General features: G+C 73.2%; 14 protein-coding genes. 4 read left to right on the forward strand and 10 right to left on the reverse strand.

The genetic code is table 11. From position 1 onward, the window contains the following. Positions 1-13: 13 nt before the first annotated feature. Positions 14-1,174, reverse strand: coding sequence for a type VII secretion-associated serine protease mycosin (gene mycP / locus ABZS97_RS07870; RefSeq protein ID WP_356134811.1), 1,161 nt, complete (start codon positions 1,172-1,174; stop codon positions 14-16). Positions 1,175-1,182: 8 nt separating this feature from the next. Continuing rightward, on the reverse strand, positions 1,183-2,331 hold the full coding sequence (locus tag ABZS97_RS07875) for a hypothetical protein (protein WP_356134813.1): 1,149 nt from the start codon (positions 2,329-2,331) through the stop codon (positions 1,183-1,185). 912 nt (positions 2,332-3,243) lie between these two features. Between ABZS97_RS07875 and ABZS97_RS07880 the strand changes: the two genes are divergently transcribed. Further along, positions 3,244-4,446, forward strand: coding sequence for an amino acid deaminase/aldolase (locus ABZS97_RS07880; RefSeq protein WP_356134815.1), 1,203 nt, complete (start codon positions 3,244-3,246; stop codon positions 4,444-4,446). 16 nt (positions 4,447-4,462) lie between these two features. Here ABZS97_RS07880 and ABZS97_RS07885 read toward each other — a convergent pair whose 3' ends face one another. The 4 genes from ABZS97_RS07885 to ABZS97_RS07900 all read right to left on the reverse strand — a co-directional run bounded on the left by ABZS97_RS07885 (position 4,463) and on the right by ABZS97_RS07900 (position 9,077). Beyond that, on the reverse strand, positions 4,463-5,395 hold the full coding sequence (locus ABZS97_RS07885; protein WP_356134817.1) for a DUF2510 domain-containing protein: 933 nt from the start codon (positions 5,393-5,395) through the stop codon (positions 4,463-4,465). Positions 5,396-5,518: 123 nt separating this feature from the next. Beyond that, positions 5,519-6,310, reverse strand: a complete 792-nt coding sequence (locus ABZS97_RS07890; RefSeq protein WP_356134819.1) for a 3-oxoacyl-ACP reductase — start codon at positions 6,308-6,310, stop codon at positions 5,519-5,521. Next, a complete protein-coding gene (locus tag ABZS97_RS07895; protein ID WP_356134821.1) occupies positions 6,307-7,686 on the reverse strand; it encodes an aldehyde dehydrogenase family protein in 1,380 nt (459 codons plus the stop codon). Before ABZS97_RS07895 ends, ABZS97_RS07890 begins: the two co-directional genes overlap by 4 nt. A gap of 26 nt (positions 7,687-7,712) precedes the next feature. Beyond that, complete coding sequence (locus ABZS97_RS07900) at positions 7,713-9,077, reverse strand: glutamine synthetase family protein (protein ID WP_356134823.1); 1,365 nt, start codon at positions 9,075-9,077, stop codon at positions 7,713-7,715. 77 nt (positions 9,078-9,154) lie between these two features. Between ABZS97_RS07900 and ABZS97_RS07905 the strand changes: the two genes are divergently transcribed. Together ABZS97_RS07905 and ABZS97_RS07910 are read left to right on the forward strand one after the other, a co-directional pair. Next, on the forward strand, positions 9,155-9,889 hold the full coding sequence (locus ABZS97_RS07905) for an FCD domain-containing protein (RefSeq protein ID WP_356134825.1): 735 nt from the start codon (positions 9,155-9,157) through the stop codon (positions 9,887-9,889). 51 nt (positions 9,890-9,940) lie between these two features. Further along, positions 9,941-10,669 carry a gamma-glutamyl-gamma-aminobutyrate hydrolase family protein gene (locus ABZS97_RS07910; RefSeq protein WP_356134827.1) on the forward strand — a complete coding sequence of 243 codons (729 nt, stop codon included), beginning with the start codon at positions 9,941-9,943 and terminating at the stop codon, positions 10,667-10,669. Here the strand turns inward: ABZS97_RS07910 and ABZS97_RS07915 are convergent. Next, a complete protein-coding gene (locus ABZS97_RS07915) occupies positions 10,626-11,600 on the reverse strand; it encodes a phosphotransferase (protein ID WP_356134829.1) in 975 nt (324 codons plus the stop codon). The two genes, ABZS97_RS07910 and ABZS97_RS07915, sit on opposite strands and share 44 nt — an antisense overlap. A 278-nt stretch (positions 11,601-11,878) precedes the next feature. Further along, on the reverse strand, positions 11,879-12,793 hold the full coding sequence (locus tag ABZS97_RS07920) for a LysR family transcriptional regulator (protein WP_356134831.1): 915 nt from the start codon (positions 12,791-12,793) through the stop codon (positions 11,879-11,881). 116 nt (positions 12,794-12,909) lie between these two features. Here ABZS97_RS07920 and ABZS97_RS07925 point away from each other — a divergent pair, with 116 nt between their 5' ends. After that, on the forward strand, positions 12,910-14,073 hold the full coding sequence (locus ABZS97_RS07925) for a TDT family transporter (protein WP_356134833.1): 1,164 nt from the start codon (positions 12,910-12,912) through the stop codon (positions 14,071-14,073). Here ABZS97_RS07925 and ABZS97_RS07930 read toward each other — a convergent pair. Both ABZS97_RS07930 and ABZS97_RS07935 read right to left on the reverse strand, forming a co-directional pair. After that, positions 14,039-14,773 carry a helical backbone metal receptor gene (locus ABZS97_RS07930; RefSeq protein ID WP_356134835.1) on the reverse strand — a complete coding sequence of 245 codons (735 nt, stop codon included), beginning with the start codon at positions 14,771-14,773 and terminating at the stop codon, positions 14,039-14,041. The genes ABZS97_RS07925 and ABZS97_RS07930 overlap by 35 nt on opposite strands. 3 nt (positions 14,774-14,776) lie before the next feature. Further along, positions 14,777-15,367, reverse strand: coding sequence for an XRE family transcriptional regulator (locus tag ABZS97_RS07935; RefSeq protein ID WP_356134845.1), 591 nt, complete (start codon positions 15,365-15,367; stop codon positions 14,777-14,779). Positions 15,368-15,693 lie beyond the last annotated feature (326 nt).

The raw sequence follows: 15,693 nt of genomic DNA on the forward strand, positions 1-15,693 counted from the left end.
GTGTTTCCCGGGCTCAGCGGCCCGAGGTCCGGCGGCCGCGCCACAGCACCACCGCGGCGGCCAGCAGCACCGCGCCGAGGCCGCCGGCGAGCGGGCCGGCCCAGCCGGACGATCCGTCGTCCTTCTGGGGGACGCTCGGGCCCGAGCCGAAGTACCTCCGGCTGTACGCGGCCGCGTGCAGGCTGTCCGGCTTGAGCCGGGCTGCGGCCTTGATGGCGGCGGCGGGGTCGATGAAACCGTAGCCGCGCGCGTCGTCACGGCCGCCGCTCGGTGCGTTGCGGGCCGTGTCCTCCAGGAGCTGCTTGATCTGGGCGGGGCTCAGGCCCGGGTGGGCGGCCTTGACGAGGGCGACCGCGCCGGAGACGAAGGCGGACGCGGCGCTCGTGCCCCAGCCCTCGTAGTACTTGTCGTCGGGGTCGGCGATCACGACGCCGACGCCCGGGGCGCTGACGGTGGCGTACCAGCGGCGGGTGGAGAACGATGCCTTGGTGCCGTTCTCGTCGACTGCGGTGGCGGCGATCACGCCCGGGTAGGCCGCCGGGTAGGAGATGTGGTCGCCCTTCTCGCCGCCGTTGCCGGCCGAGGCGACGACGACGGCGCCCTTCTTCAGGGCGTACTGGACCGCTTCGTCCTCGGCGGGCTCGGGGTGTGCGGACTTGGAGTCGTCGCCGAGGGAGAGGTTGATGACGTCGGCGCCGTGGTCGGTGGCCCAGCGGATGCCCTCGGCGAGGGCGTTGCCGCGGGTGTTTCGTGCCTTCGTACGGCTGGTGTCGCCGTCTTCGAGGATGACGCGGACGGGGAGGATCTTGGCCTCGGGGGCGATTCCCATGACCCCGTCGGCGTTGCCGTAGCCGTGTCCGTGGCCGGCGATGATCCCCGCCATGGCGGTGCCGTGCCGGGCCCATGCGCGGTCGCCGCGGGAGGCGCCGAAGCCGACCATGTCGGTGCCGGTGAGCACGTTGCCGGCGAGGTCGGGGTGTTCGGCGTCCACGCCCGTGTCGAGCACGGCGACGGTGATGCCCGCGCCCTTCGTCGTACGCCAGGCCTGCTGGGTGTGCATCGCGTCCAGGGCCCACTGCTGGGCGCGTATCTCGTCGGCGTGGGCCGCGGTGCACGGCACCAGGGCCAGGGAGGCGGCCAGCAGCATGCCGAGCACTCCCGATCTGCGGGTCATGACGGCGTTCACGACGGCTTCCCCGTGGCCGAGACGATGGTCTTGCGGAAGCCTCGCTCGACGCGGTCGGCAAGGCCCTGCGCCTCCTGGCCGAGGCCGGCCTGCGCCGGGGCCGTGGTCGCGCCGGACTGCATGGCGTCCGCGGCGGGCTGCGGGGCGGTGACGGCGCGGCCGTCGGCGAAGCCGGAGACGGCGTAGACGACGACGGGGGCGTCGGTGAGGACCGACACCGTCCAGGAGCCGCGCTGGGTGTCGCCGAAGTCCGCGGCGACGGTGCCTTTCGCGGCGTACGGGCGGGGCATGAGGTCGGTCCGCCGGTCGAGGCCCTCCGCCTTGAACCTGGTCTTCAGCGAGGTCATGGCCGCGGCGTCGGCCTTGGTGAACAGCAGGCCCACGGTGGTGACATGACTGCGGGTCGCGTCCGTGTAGGTGGCGCGCAGCAGCCGCAGGCAGCCGACCGGGGCCAGCGCCTTGCGCAGCAGCGGGTCGAAGGCGTCCTGGCAGCCGCTGTCGGGCGCGACGGCGATACGGGTCCAGGTGCGGTCGGCGCCGCCGGGGCCCGCGCCGTCGCCCTGGACGGTGGGCGGGAAGAGCTGGTCCACGGGCACGCTGTGCCACAGCTCCCCAGCCGCCGCGAACGCGCCCCGTGAACCGGGTTCGTCCGTGCCGTCCCCGGTCAGCCAACTCCCGGTAGCCGCACCGCCGATGAGCCCGAGTCCCAGCACGATGCAGGCCGCGGCGGCCGCGACGCGCGCTCGGTTGCGGGTGGGGCGCGGATCGACGGTCTCGCTGTCGTGCGGCTCTGTGTAGGGCTCGGCGAACGACACGAAGGGGCGCCCGGCGCCGAGGGATTCCGCCGGAGGCTCGGGACGGAGGGGGCGCAGCCGTGCGGTGGTCTCGGTGCGGGTCTCCTCGAGGCCGGCGGCGGGCCGCGTCGCCGGGTCGGTCCAGGACTCCGCGGGGGGCGCGTCCGGGAACCGCGCCGACGCCGCGGGCGGGGGCGGGGGCGGGGGCGGCGTCGAGCCGGGGAGCGGTTCGGGATGTCGCGGAGCACTGTCCGAGAGGCGGAACGGCCGCGAAACCCGGGCCGCGGTGCCTTGCTGCGCACGGTCGCCGGTGGCCCCGTCGGAGCGGGGCGGCGCCGACGCGTCGCCCACGGAGGGGCTCCGCTCCGGCCGGGGCGGAGTCGGGACACGGCGCTCGCGCACGCTCCCGAACGGCCGCCTCTCACCTCCGGCCGACGCAGGGGTGTCGGGCGGCGGAGGCGTCGACGAACGCGGCGTGGGTGGTGTGGTGGGCCGCGGGGGTGTGGCCGCGCCGGGCCGGGAAGAGGAACCGGAGGACGCCCCGGAGCCGTACGGCCGCGGCTGCGCCTGGCCGGACGCCGTGAAGGACCCCGGCGGCACGGCCGGGCCCGACGACGCAGAGGAACCCGACGGCGCGCCCTCACCGGACCGGGACGACATCCCCTCACGGGGCCGCGAGAGCGTTCCTTCGCCGGGCCGGGAAGAGGATCCGGAGGACACCCCGGAGCCATACGGCCTCGACGGGGTCGGTCCGGGCTGCGCCTTGCCGGGCGGCGTCGCAGCCGGGCCGGGTGTCGGCTCGGCGTCCGGCGGCGGGGGCGTGCCCGGTGGCGTCGGCGGAGCGGGCGGGGCCGGTGGGCGTGGGGGAATGGAGGCGCGGCGCGCTTCCGTGCTCATGCTCCCCCCCGTTTCCTCGTACCCGGGCAACCGGCCCGCCTACGGAGCTGGTCCGGGCCGCTTCACATCGGTCACATCTGTCGTGCTGTCCGTACGCCGTGCTGTGCTGCGCTGCCTGTACGTCTGCCTGTTGTGCTGTCCTGCCCGCAGGGGAAACCGTCCCTCGGCTCGCCCGTCACGGGCACGCATACCCGCGGTGGCGGACCGTCACCCCGGGCGCGGCCCGTCGGGGCAAGGTCGTCCCTCCCTGCGTGCGCGTCACTCTACGGGTTGTCCCTGTGCCGGAGGGAACCAGTCCGCAGGCCCGCGGCATCTGCCCGGATCGTCCCCCTACCCTGCGGTAATCCTGTCTGGCAGGCTTCGGTCATGACTGCCCGCGCCGCAGACCGGGCCCGCTACGACCGGGCCACCGCTCACCTCGACGCCCCCGTCGCGATCGTGGACCTGGAGGCGTTCGACGCCAACGCCGACGATCTCGTCCGCAGGGCTGGCGGCAAGCCGATCCGTGTCGCCAGCAAATCCGTGCGCTGCCGCACCCTCCTCGAACGCGTCCTGGCCCGGCCGGGCTTCGCGGGGATCATGTCCTTCACCCTCGCCGAGTCGATCTGGCTGGCGCGCTCCGGCTTCGACGACATCCTGCTGGCCTACCCCTCCGCGGACCGGCAGAGCTTCGCCGAGCTGGCCTCGGACCCGAAGCTCGCCGCCGCGGTGACCGTGATGGTCGACGACCCGGCCCAGCTCCGCTTCATCGACGAGGCACGACAGGGCGGGACCGAAGTCGTCCGCGTCTGCCTGGAGTTGGACACCTCGCTCAAGCTGCTCGGCGGACGCGTGCGCGTCGGAGCCCTGCGCTCCCCGCTCTACTCCCCCGCCCAAGTCGCCGACATGGCCCGCGCCGTGGTCCGGCGGCCGGGGTTCCGGCTCGTGGGGATCATGGCGTACGAGGGGCACATCGCGGGGGTCGGCGACGCGGTCGCCGGGCGGCCGCTGCGTTCGCGTGCCATCCGGTTGATGCAGGCCACGGCGCGCAGGGAACTCGCCCAGCGGCGTGCCGAAGTGGTCAGCGCCGTGCGGGCGGTGGAGCCCGGTCTGGAGTACGTCAACGGGGGCGGAACCGGCAGTGTGCAGCACACCGCCGCCGAGGACGCGGTCACGGAGATCGCGGCCGGATCGGGGCTGTACGTCCCCCGGCTCTTCGACAACTACACCTCGTTCAGCGGCCGTCCGGCCGCGCTGTTCGCCCAGCCGGTCGTCCGCAGGCCGGGCGTCGGCATCGTGACGGTGCTCGGCGGCGGCTACCCGGCCTCCGGCGCCCCCGGCGCCGACCGGCTGCCCGTCCCGTACCTCCCGGAAGGGCTGAAGTACGACCCCCAGGAAGGCCCCGGCGAGGTGCAGACGCCACTGCTGGGCTCCCCCGCCGACGATCTGCTCATCGGCGACAAGGTGTGGTTCCGGCACGCCAAGGCGGGCGAGCTGTGCGAGCGGTTCGACACGCTGCACCTGGTGGAGGGCGACACGGTGACGGCGACCGTACCGACGTACCGCGGAGAGGGGCACACGTTCCTCTAGGGCAGGCCGGGCGGCGTCACTTCGACGGGTCGATGCTGCTGCCCACGCCTCCCGTGTCCGAGCCCGCGTCGCCGACCGGCCGGATCCCCTCGGTGATCCTGTCCATGTCGGCGACCGGTGGCCCGTCCTCGCCCGCGTCGAAGGCGAAGCGGACTATGACGAGCGACTCGGTGCCGGTGCTCGCCGGGAACGCCAGCGACTCGACGTAACCCCCGGGCCCCGCGCCGGTCCTGACCCGCCAGCGCACGAAGTACCCGGCGCGCCCGGCGACCGCGACGGAGCCCGCCTTCACCTGCTGGTGGGAGTCCATGCCGTCGTAGGGGCGGCCGCCGATGGTGTCGCGGTCGTACGCGTCCTTCGCGGCGTCCTCGATGTCCTTCTCGGCGAGGACGCGGGGAGACTTCTCGTCGGTCGACGTGGCCGTGCGCGAGATGACCCTGCCGTGCCAGCACAGGCCGGACCCGCCCGGGCAGTCGTACGAGTCCGGGGTGGTCAGCACGACGTCGTCCTCGGCGACGTACTTGGGCTTGGCCCAGCCGTCGATCAACGGGAGTGTGATGCCGTTGAGTTGGTCCACGACGACGGTGGGGTCCTCGTCCGCCGACGGGGACGCCTCGGTGACGGACTCCGTGGGCGCCGGGGAGGACGCGGCCGACGTGTCCGGTGTGGTCTTCGCCTGCGCGTCACCGCCGCCGTCCCTGCCGAGGACGACGGCGCCCGTGACGATGGAGGCGACCAGGACGGCACCCGCGGCAGTAAGGGCCACGGCCTTGGCGCGGCCGCCGCCACCGTCGCCGGCGGGCCCCGGTTGCATCGGAGGCGGTGGGGGCACATCGGCGGCGGCCTCGGGCTGGCGCCGGTGATCGGTCCACGCGGTCCCGTCCCACCAGCGCTCGACAAGGGGGTACGACGGGTCGCGGTACCAGCCGGGCGGAGGTGTCATGCTCATCCCGGCACTCTAGGACGTGCCCCGAAGGTCGGTACACGGTGTCCTGGTGGTCGGGCACGACCGGGCGGTGCCGCGGCCGCCCGGAAGGCGGCCGCGACCATGGTCCACGAGAACGTGTCGGCGCTACATCGGTGTGACGTACGCGCCCGAGATGCCGCCGTCCACCAGGAAGTCGGTGGCGTTAACGAACGAGGAGTCGTCGCTGGCCAGGAACGCGACCGCGGCGGCGATCTCGTCGGCCTCCGCGAACCGGCCGACCGGGATGTGCACGAGCCGGCGCGCGGCCCGCTCCGGGTCCTTGGCGAACAGTTCCTGCAGGAGCGGGGTGTTGACCGGCCCCGGGCACAGGGCGTTGACCCGGATGCCCTCGCGGGCGAACTGGACGCCCAGCTCGCGGGACATCGCCAGTACTCCGCCCTTGGAGGCCGTGTAGGAGATCTGCGAGGTCGCCGCGCCCATCCGGGCCACGAACGACGCCGTGTTGATGATCGAGCCCTTGCCCTGCCGCCGCATATAGGGGATGGCGGCCTTGCAGCACAGGAAGACGGAGGTGAGGTTGACCTCCTGGACGCGCTTCCAGGCGTCCAGACCGGTCTCCAGGATGGAGTCGTCGTCGGGGGGCGAGATGCCCGCGTTGTTGAAGGCGATGTCGACCGAGCCGTAGGTGTCGTAGGCGGTCTTGAAGAGCGCCTCGACCTGCTCGGGGTCGGTGACGTCGACCTTCACGAAGATCCCGCCGGTCTCCTCGGCGGCCGCCTTGCCGCGGGTCTCGTCGACGTCGCCGCAGACGACGTGGGCGCCCTCGGAGGCGAGCCGGCGCGCGGTGGCGAGGCCGATGCCGCTGCCGGCGCCGGTGATGACGGCGGTGCGGCCGACGAGGCGGCGGCAGATGGTCTCTGAGGTCTGTGAGGTCACAGTGCGGGGCCCTCCGTGCTGATGAAGACGTTCTTGGTTTCGGTGAAGGCGGCGAGGGCGTCGGGGCCGAGTTCACGGCCGAGGCCCGACTGCTTGAAGCCGCCGAAGGGGGTCCAGTAGCGGACGCTGGAGTGGGAGTTGACCGACAGGTTGCCCGCGCGGACGGCGCCCGAGACGCGAAGGGCGCGGCCGACGTCGCGGGTCCAGATGGAACCGGAGAGGCCGTACTCGGTGGCGTTGGCGAGCCGGATCGCGTCGGCCTCGTCCTCGAAGGGGAGGACGACGGCGACCGGCCCGAAGACCTCCTCGACGGCCACGCGCGCGTGGGGCTCGATTCCGGTCAGGACGGTGGGCGGGAACCAGAAGCCGGGGCCTTCGGGGGCCTTGCCGCGGATGGCGGGGAGGTCGTCGGGGACGTAGGAGCGGACCCGCTCCAGTTGCGGGCGGGAGATCAGCGGGCCCATCGCGGTCCGCTCGTCGGCCGGGTCGCCCACGACGACGGACTCGACGGCCGGGGCGAGGAGTTCGAGGAAGCGGTCGTACACCGGACGCTGGACGAGGATGCGGGTGCGGGCGCAGCAGTCCTGGCCCGAGTTGTCGAGGAAGGACATCGGCGCGGCCGCGGCGGCTGCCTCGATGTCGGCGTCGGCGAAGACGATGTTGGGACTCTTGCCGCCGAGTTCGAGGGTGACGGGCTTGAGGAGCGCCGATCCCTTTGCCAACACCTGTTTGCCCACGGCCGTTGATCCGGTGAAGACGATCTTCGCGACGCCAGGGTGCTCGACCAGCGCGTTGCCCGCGACGGGCCCGGCGCCCGGCAGCACCTGGAAGAGGTGCTCGGGAAGCCCCGCCTCCAGGGCGAGTTCGGCGAGCCTCAGTGCCGTCAGCGGTGTCGTCTCCGCGGGCTTGAGGATCACCGCGTTGCCCGCCGCGAGCGCGGGCGCGGTCCCCCAGGCGGCGATCGGCATCGGGAAGTTCCAGGGCGCGATGACGCCGACGACGCCCAGCGGTTCGAGGATCGTCACGTCGAGACCGCCGGGGACCGGGATCTGGCGGCCGGTCAGCCGCTCCACTCCCCCGGCCGCGTAGTCGAGGAGATCGCGGACGTTGCCCGCCTCCCAGCGGGCGTTGCCGATGACATGACCGGCCTCGCGGACCTCCAGCCCGGCGAGTTCCTCCAGGTGCTCGTCGACGACGACGGCGAAGCGGCGCAGCAGCCGGGCGCGGTCGCCCGGCGCCAGCGCGGCCCATCCGGTCTGCGCCTTCGCGGCCCGTACGACGGCGGCGTCGACGTCCTCGGGGGTCGCGGCCGGGACGGTGGCGACGACTTCCTCGGTCGCCGGGTTGAGAACCTGGAGCTCGTGCTCGTACGACAAGAAAGGACCTTTCACAGACGTGCGGATCACAGGCGTTCGAAGGAGCGGCGCAGCTCCCAGTCGGTCACCGCGGCGTCGAACGCGCCGAGTTCGACGCGCGCCATGTTGAGGTAGTGCGCGACCACCTCGTCACCGAAGGCGGCCTTGGCGATGCGGCTGTTCTCCCAGAGCTCGGCGGCCTCGCGCAGAGTGGTGGGCACGTGCTCGTACTCGCCGGTGTACGCGTTCCCGGCGCAGGCCTCGGGGAGCTCCAGCTTCTGCTCGATGCCGTACAGACCGGCCGCGACGAGCCCCGCGACGGCGAGGTGCGGGTTGACGTCGCCGCCCGGCAGCCGGTTCTCGAACCGCATCGAGCGCCCATGGCCCACCACCCGCAGCGCGCAGGTGCGGTTGTCGTATCCCCAGGCGACGGCGGTCGGGGCGAAGGAGCCCGGCTGGAAGCGCTTGTAGGAGTTGATGTTGGGCGCGTAGAGGAGCGAGAAGTCGCGGAGGGCGGCGAGCTGTCCGGCGAGGAAGTGCCGCATGACGTCCGACATGCCGCCGGGCCCGTCACCGGCCATGACGTTGGTGCCGTTCCCGTCCGCGAGGGAGAGGTGGATGTGGCAGGAGTTGCCCTCGCGCTCGTTGTACTTCGCCATGAAGGTGAGCGAGACGCCCTCCTGCGAGGCGATCTCCTTGGCGCCGGTCTTGTAGACGGCGTGCTGGTCGCAGGTGCGCAGCGCCTCGGTGTACTTGAAGGCGATCTCGTGCTGGCCGGGGTTGCACTCGCCCTTGGCGGACTCGACGACCAGACCCGCGGCCTCCATCTCGTTCCTGATCCGGCGCAGCAGCGGCTCGATCCGGCCCGTACCGAGCACCGAGTAGTCGATGTTGTACTGGTTGGCCGGGGTGAGCCCCTGGTAGCCGGCGTCCCAGGCCTGCTCGTAGGTGTCCTTGAAGACGATGAACTCGAGCTCGGTGCCGACCTGTGCGGTGAAGCCGTGCTCGGCGAGGCGGTCGAGCTGGCGGCGCAGGATCTGCCGGGGCGCGGCCACCACGGGCGATCCGTCGTTCCACGCGAGGTCGGCGATGAGCAGGGCCGTACCCTCGTTCCAGGGCACCCGGCGCAGTGTGCTCAGATCGGGGCGCATGGCGAAGTCGCCGTAGCCCCGTTCCCACGAGGACATCGCATAGCCGTCGACGGTGTTCATGTCCGTGTCGACGGCGAGGAGGTAGTTGCATCCCTCCGTGCCGTGCTCCAGGACGTCTTCGAGGAAGAATCGGGCGGCGAACCGCTTGCCCTGGAGTCGCCCCTGCATGTCGGGGAACGCCAGGACGACCGTGTCGATCTCGCCGCCCGCGACGAGGGCGTGCAGCTCCTCGACGGTGAGCGGGGGTGTGCGGTCTGCCACGGGAAGGGCCTCCTTCGGTCAGCCGGAAGCTATAAGGTATGTCTGCGAACCATTGCTTGGGAAGGGGGCACGGCCAGATGTCGCTGACGGATCCAGAGGGGTCGCACGACGAGCTGACTCCGGTCCTGCGGCCGGTGCGGGCGGGCAACGGCTTCGAGGAGGCGCTGGAGCAGATCCTCCAGGTGGTCCGGCTCGGCCTGGTCGCCGGCGGCGAACGGCTGCCCGCCGAGCGGGAGCTGGCGGAGCGGCTCGGCATCAGCCGGGTCACGCTGCGCGAGGTGCTGAAGGTGCTCCAGGACCAGGGCCTGGTCGAGTCGCGGCGCGGCCGGTACGGCGGGACGTTCGTTCGGGTGCGGACCGACGCCCCCGGCGAGGACGAGCTGCGCCGCCGTGTCACCGCCGTCGACATCGAGGACGTACTGCGCTTCCGCGAGGTGCTGGAGGTGGGCGCGGCCGGCCTGTGCGCCACCCACGGGCTCACCGACGACCAGGCCGACCGGCTGCGCGAGGCGCTCGCCCGCACCCACGACGCACCGCTCGCCGACTACCGCCGCCTGGACACGATGCTCCACCTCACCCTCGCGGAACTGTGCGGGTCCCCCTCCGTCACGGCCCAGTACGCGGCCGTACGCGCCACGGTCAACGACCTCCTCGACTGCATCCCCCTGCTGGTGCGCAACCTTGAGCACTCGCAGCGCCAGCACATCGCCCTCGTCGAGGCGGTGCTGGACGGGGACGCCGACGGCGCACGCGAGATGATGCGCGAGCACTGCGCGGGTACGGCGGCCCTGCTGCGCGGATTCCTGGCATAGCCGCGCGAGGGCTCCCCTCAAAGGTTTTAATGTGACCCATTAAATGGGACCATGCGGATACGACCCAGGGGATACGAGGAGGCCAGCGTGGGCAGACCGCTGATCGGCGTGAGTACGTATCTGGAGTCCGGGGCTCGCTGGGGTGTGTGGGAGCTGGAGGCCGCACTGCTGCCGGCCGGCTATCCGCGGCTCGTCCAGCGGGCGGGCGGCCTCGCCGCGATGCTCCCACCCGACGATCCGTCGCAGGCCGCCTCTACGGTGGACCGGCTCGACGGGCTGGTGATCGCGGGCGGCCCCGATGTCGACCCGGCCCGCTACGACGCCGAGCGCTCCCCGCGCACCGGGCCGCCCGCCCTCGCCCGTGACGCCTGGGAACTCGCCCTCATCGAGGCGGCGTTGGCCTCCGCGACCCCGCTCCTCGGCATCTGCCGCGGCATGCAGCTGCTGAACGTGGCGCTCGGCGGCACGCTGGTCCAGCACATCGACGGTCATGTGAAGGACATCGGTGTCTTCGGCCACCACGACGTGACGCCCGTCCCCGGAACGCGCTACGCCGACGCCGTACCCGAGCCCACCTCCGTCCCCACCTACCACCACCAGGCGGCGGAGCGTCTCGGCGCGGGCCTGCTGCCCTCGGCGCACGCGGCGGACGGCACGGTGGAGGCGATCGAACTCCCCGGCTCCGCCTGGGTGCTGGGCGTCCAGTGGCACCCGGAGATGGGCGAGGACCTCCGGGTCATGCAGGCGTTGGTCCGAGCCGCCGCCCCAGCCTCGTCCTGAGCCACTCCAGGGCGGCGTCGCCCTGGGCGCGCTGGAAAGGGCGCAGGGTCGGCAGTCCCGGGGGCGCGGGCTGCCGGGACTGCCTGACGAAGTACCCGGCGAGGGCCGCCAATGTGGCTGTCACACCCTCAGGGTCGGCGTCCCGCCCCAACGGGTGGGCGGCGAACACCTCTTCGGGATCCGGGCCGCCCTGCGCGCGCACGCAGGGGAGCATCACCAGCAGGTCGAACCAGGGCGCGGCCCGCACGGCGTGCGGCCAGTCGACGAACACCACACGGCCGTCCCGGGTGAGCAGCAGGTTGTCCGCCCGCAGGTCGGCGTGGGCGAGGGTGTCGCCGCTCGCGAAGTCGGCCCAAGGGGAGGCCAGTTCGGCCAGCTCATGGAGATGATCGGCGACCCGGGGATCAAGGTCCTCCCCGCCACCGCCCGCGTCGACGAGCCGCTGCCAGCCGGCGAAGTCGTCCGCGAGGGCTTCCGCGACGGGCGGGGCGGCCACCGGTGACGGGGTGAGCGCGCGTCCGAGTCCCTCCACCGCGTCGAGCACGCGCCCCAACTCGTCCGCCCGCCACGGGACATGGGGCTGCCGTCCGTCGACGTCCTCGAAGACGAGGGCGACCCAGGTGCCGTCGTCGTACGAGCCGAGGAGACGGGGGGCGGGGACGGCTGCCGGCAGCGCGGCGGCGATCTCGGCCTCCGTGCGGTGTATCGCCGGACTCACGGGGTTCGCCTCGGCGCTCACCGCCTTCACGAAGGCCCGGCCGCCTGTCGTCGTCCGCACCCTTGCCGCGACGCCGGGCGAGAACCCGCCCACCTGCGTCGCAGCCTCCGCGACCGGCGCGCCGAGCAACTCCTCGACGGCGCCGCGCACCGCCTCGGGGAGGGCTTCCCACGGCGTACGGACGCCGGCGGCCGGCGGGGCTGATGCGCTCATGTCCCGCATCCTGCGGGTCGAACGCGGCCCACCGCCACCGGGTTTCCTGCCCCCGGCAGTGGTCTCCGGCCACCGGGGGTGGGTGGGCAAACCCCGGGTGCCCCCTTCTTCTTTGGCACCCGGGGTTGGTGCTGGGCGGGGGTGGGTCACGCAACTCGGCGCTTACGAGGTGCCGCCGCGCCCACCCGTGCCGCCCCTGGCGGCACGATCGCCCGCAGAAACGCGGCTTCGCCGGCCCCCCGGCGCCACGTGCACCCGCGCCGCACGGATGCACGCCGCTACCCCCGGGTCAGGCTCAACAAGTCGCGCGCCGGCCCCGTAGGCCGGTGCCCCGTTGGCCAGACGGCGCGGAGGGCCCGGCGGAGGTGGGTGTCGGAGAGGGGGATGTTGACCAGGCGGTGGGCGGAGAGTTCCTCTCCGAGAGCCAGCTCGCTCAGGACGGCAGGACCCGCGCCACTGGCCGCAGAGGCCTTGACCGCCGTAGTCGACGAAAGCTCGATGAGCGGCCGTGCCAGACCCCCCAGGGCCGCCTCCAGCACCTGACGCGTACCCGACCCCTCCTCCCGCAGAATCAACGGCGTCGCCGCCAACTCCGCCGCGGCCAACGGCTTGCGGCGCCGCGCCCAGGGATGCCCCGGCGCCGTCACCACGATCAGCCGGTCGTGCGCGACGACCGCGGAGTCCAGCCCCGCCGGCACCGACAGGCCCTCCACGAACCCGAGATCCGCCTCACCGGCGAGCAGTCGCTCGGCGACGGCGGCGGAGTTGCCCGCGAGGAGCGACACGGCCGTGTCGGGCCGCTGCGCGCGCAGCGCGATCAGCCACCCCGGCAGCAGGTACTCCGCGATCGTCATGCTCGCAGCGACCCGCAGCCGCGAGTCCCGCCGGTCCCGCAGCGCCTGCGCCCCCACGTCGAACGCCTCGGCCGCCTCCACGACCCGCCGCGCCCAGTCCGTGACCAGAACGCCCGCGTCCGTGAGCCGAGAGCCGCGCGGGGAACGGTCGACGAGGGCGACGCCGAGCTGCCGTTCCATCGAGCGGATCCGGCTGCTGGCCGCCGGCTGGGTGATACCCGTTTCCCGGGCCGCCCGTCCCAGGCTCCCCAGCCGTGCCACCGCGAGCAACAGCTCCAGCGCACCCAGATCCGGCACCCGGTGCGCGAGCCCGCCCGCCTCCTCGGCCCTGCTACTCACGAACAGCTCCCCGTCCCTGCTCAGCCCAGCGATCAGCCCAGCCCATAAACCCAGCTTATGCCCCCATAGCGCCGCGCTCCCTGGTGGGCAGCCCGCCCCGCCGGGACGGTGGATGCATGGTCACCGCAGCCCAGCCCCTCCCCCTCCCCGCAACCCGCCCGCACCCCCGGCAGCCCCGACAGCCCCGCGCCACCTCCGTCCGGCACCTCGGCCCGAACTGGTACGCCCCGGTGATGGGCACCGCGATCGTGGCCACGGCGGGAGCGGGTCTTGCCGGCGGCGTCCCCGGCGGCCTCCCCGGCGGTGTCCCGGGCCTGCGCACGGCCTGCACCACCGTCTGGGCCCTGTCCCTGGCCATGCTCCTCGCCGTCCTCATCGCCCGGACCCTGCACTGGATCCACCACCGCGACCAGGCCCGCGCCCACCTCCTCGACCCGTCGATGGCACCCTTCTACGGCTGCCTCTCCATGGCCCTGCTGGCAGTCGGCGGCGGCGCGATGACCCTGGGCCGGGACTGGATCGGCGTCCCGGCCGCGGTCACCCTCGACACCGTGCTGTTCGGCACCGGGACGGCCATCGGGCTGGTCGCCGCGGTGGCCGTGCCGTACCTGATGGTCGTCCGGCACCGGATCGAGCCCGGCCGGGCGACCCCGGTCTGGCTGCTGCCGCTCGTCGCCCCGATGGTCTCCGCCGCCCTGGGCCCGCTGCTCGTACCGCACCTCCCGGCCGGACAGCCGCGGGAGACCCTGCTGCTCGCCTGTCTCGCGATGTTCGGCATGAGCATCGTCGCGGTCCTCGTGGTGCTCCCGATGATCGTCGCCCGGCTCATCACCGAAGGCCCGCTCCCACTGGCGCTCACCCCGGCGCTGTTCCTGGTCCTTGGCCCGCTCGGCCAGTCCACCACGGCGGCCGGCATGTTCGCGGACGTCGCCCCCGGCGTCGTACCGGCCCCGTACGCCCGGGGATTGGGCGTCCTCGCCGTCCTGTACGGCGTCCCCGTCATGGGGTTCGCCCTGCTCTGGCTGGCGCTGGCCGTCGCGATGACGCTGCGGGCGCGCCGCCGGGGCATGGGTTTCGCGATGACCTGGTGGGCGTTCACCTTCCCGGTGGGGACCTGCGTGAGCGGCGCCGCGGGGCTGGCCCGGCACACGGGAGTCGCGGCCTTCGGCGGGCTCGCGGTCGCGCTGTACGTACTGTTGCTGGCCGCCTGGTCGGTGGCGGCCGTCCGCACGGCCCGCGGACTGGTCAGCGGCGAGCTGCTCGCAGCGCCGCGCCGATGACCCGCGGGGCGTCCCCCAACGAGGGCCCGTACCAGGTGAGACGGCGTCCGTCGACGAGCGCGCAGGGCACGCCCTCGAACGCCTCGGGCCCGTCGTCGGCGGTGAAACGGTAGGGCTCGTCGGGCAGCACGACGAGGTCCGGGGCCGCGGCCCGCAGCTCCTCGACCGGAATCCGCGGATAGCGGTCGGCGTGCCGCGCGTACACGTTGTCCACGCCCAGCCGGGCCAGCACGTCACCGGCGAAGGTGTCCCGGCCGAGGACCATCCAGGGCCGACGCCAGATCGGCACGACGGCGGTCCTGCGGAGCTCGGGGACCGGCAGCCGCGCCCACGCCTGCTCCGCCTCGTCCAGCCACCGCGGCCGGGCGCCGGCCCCGCACACGCGCAGCACCCGCGCCAGCTCCCGGAAGGCCTCCGGCACGTCGCGCACCTCGGTGACGAGCACCTCGATGCCGGCCGCGCGCAGGGCCCCGAGGTCGGGCTCGCGGTTCTCCTCCTCGTTGGCGACGACCAGATCGGGGGCGAGCCGCACGATCCGGTCGACGTCGGGGTTCTTGGTGCCGCCGATCCGTACGACGTCGAGGTCCACCGGATGGCTGCACCAGTCGGTCGCACCGACCAGGGCGCCCGGCAGCGTCACGGCCACGGCCTCCGTCAGCGAGGGCACGAGCGAGACGACCCGCGGACCGGTACCGGGCAAGGGTCAGCGCCTGCCGAAGGCGTGCTGGTCCTCGACGGCGTCGATGTGGTCGGCGACCTCCACCACGACCACGCGGGTGTCCGGAACGGTCGCCCGCCAGCGGTGGCGCACTCCGCCGGTCAGGTACATCGTGTCGCCGCGCCCCAGCCGGTGGGCGCGGCCCTCCGCCTCGACCTCCACGGCACCGTCGGCGACGTACATCAACTTGTCGTTGCGGTGCTGGAGTTCGCGGCTCTCTTCGTGGTCGCCGGTGAACTCCGTGGCGTGCAGCTGATGGTGACCGCGCACCAGGGGGCGCACCCTGGCGTCGGAAGCGGTGTGCGGCATGCACTCGGTGGCGTCGGCGCGTACGACGTCGACGCTGCACGCGGGGTCGGCGGCGGCCAGCAGTTCGACGGCGGTGGTGCCGAGCGCGTCCGCGACCCTCTCCAGGGAGCGCCGGCTGGGCCGGGCGCGTTCGTTCTCGACCTGGCTCAGGAAGGGGACCGACAGGCCGCTGCGTTCGGCCACGACGGCGAGGGTGAGCTCCAGTGCCCGGCGCCGCCGCCGGACGGCCGCGCCGACCCGAAGGGGCTGTTCTTTGTGGTCGCCCATCGCTCCGGCTCCCTCCTCTGTGTCGTCGGTCCACTGCCACGGCTCGCGTCCACCGGTGCCTCGAACGAGCACCCCGGTGAGTACTTCGGACGAGTACTCCTGATGAGTTCTCTGCACCCTACGCATGTTCGGCAAACCGTTTCATGCACCCGTCACATCGCCGTCATATCGAAGGAGTGCGAGGGTCACCATTCTCGCCAGTGGAGGAGTTGGCCGGATCGTGCCGTCGGGCAGGGCGACGCAGCGAGGGGTGGGGTTCAAGGCCCCGACGAGCAAACACCCACGAACACACCAGTCCATCTAACAAGTCACCAAACAAGGAAGGG

The organism is Streptomyces sp. NPDC005485 (assembly GCF_040606085.1).
GTDB lineage: Bacteria > Actinomycetota > Actinomycetes > Streptomycetales > Streptomycetaceae > Streptomyces.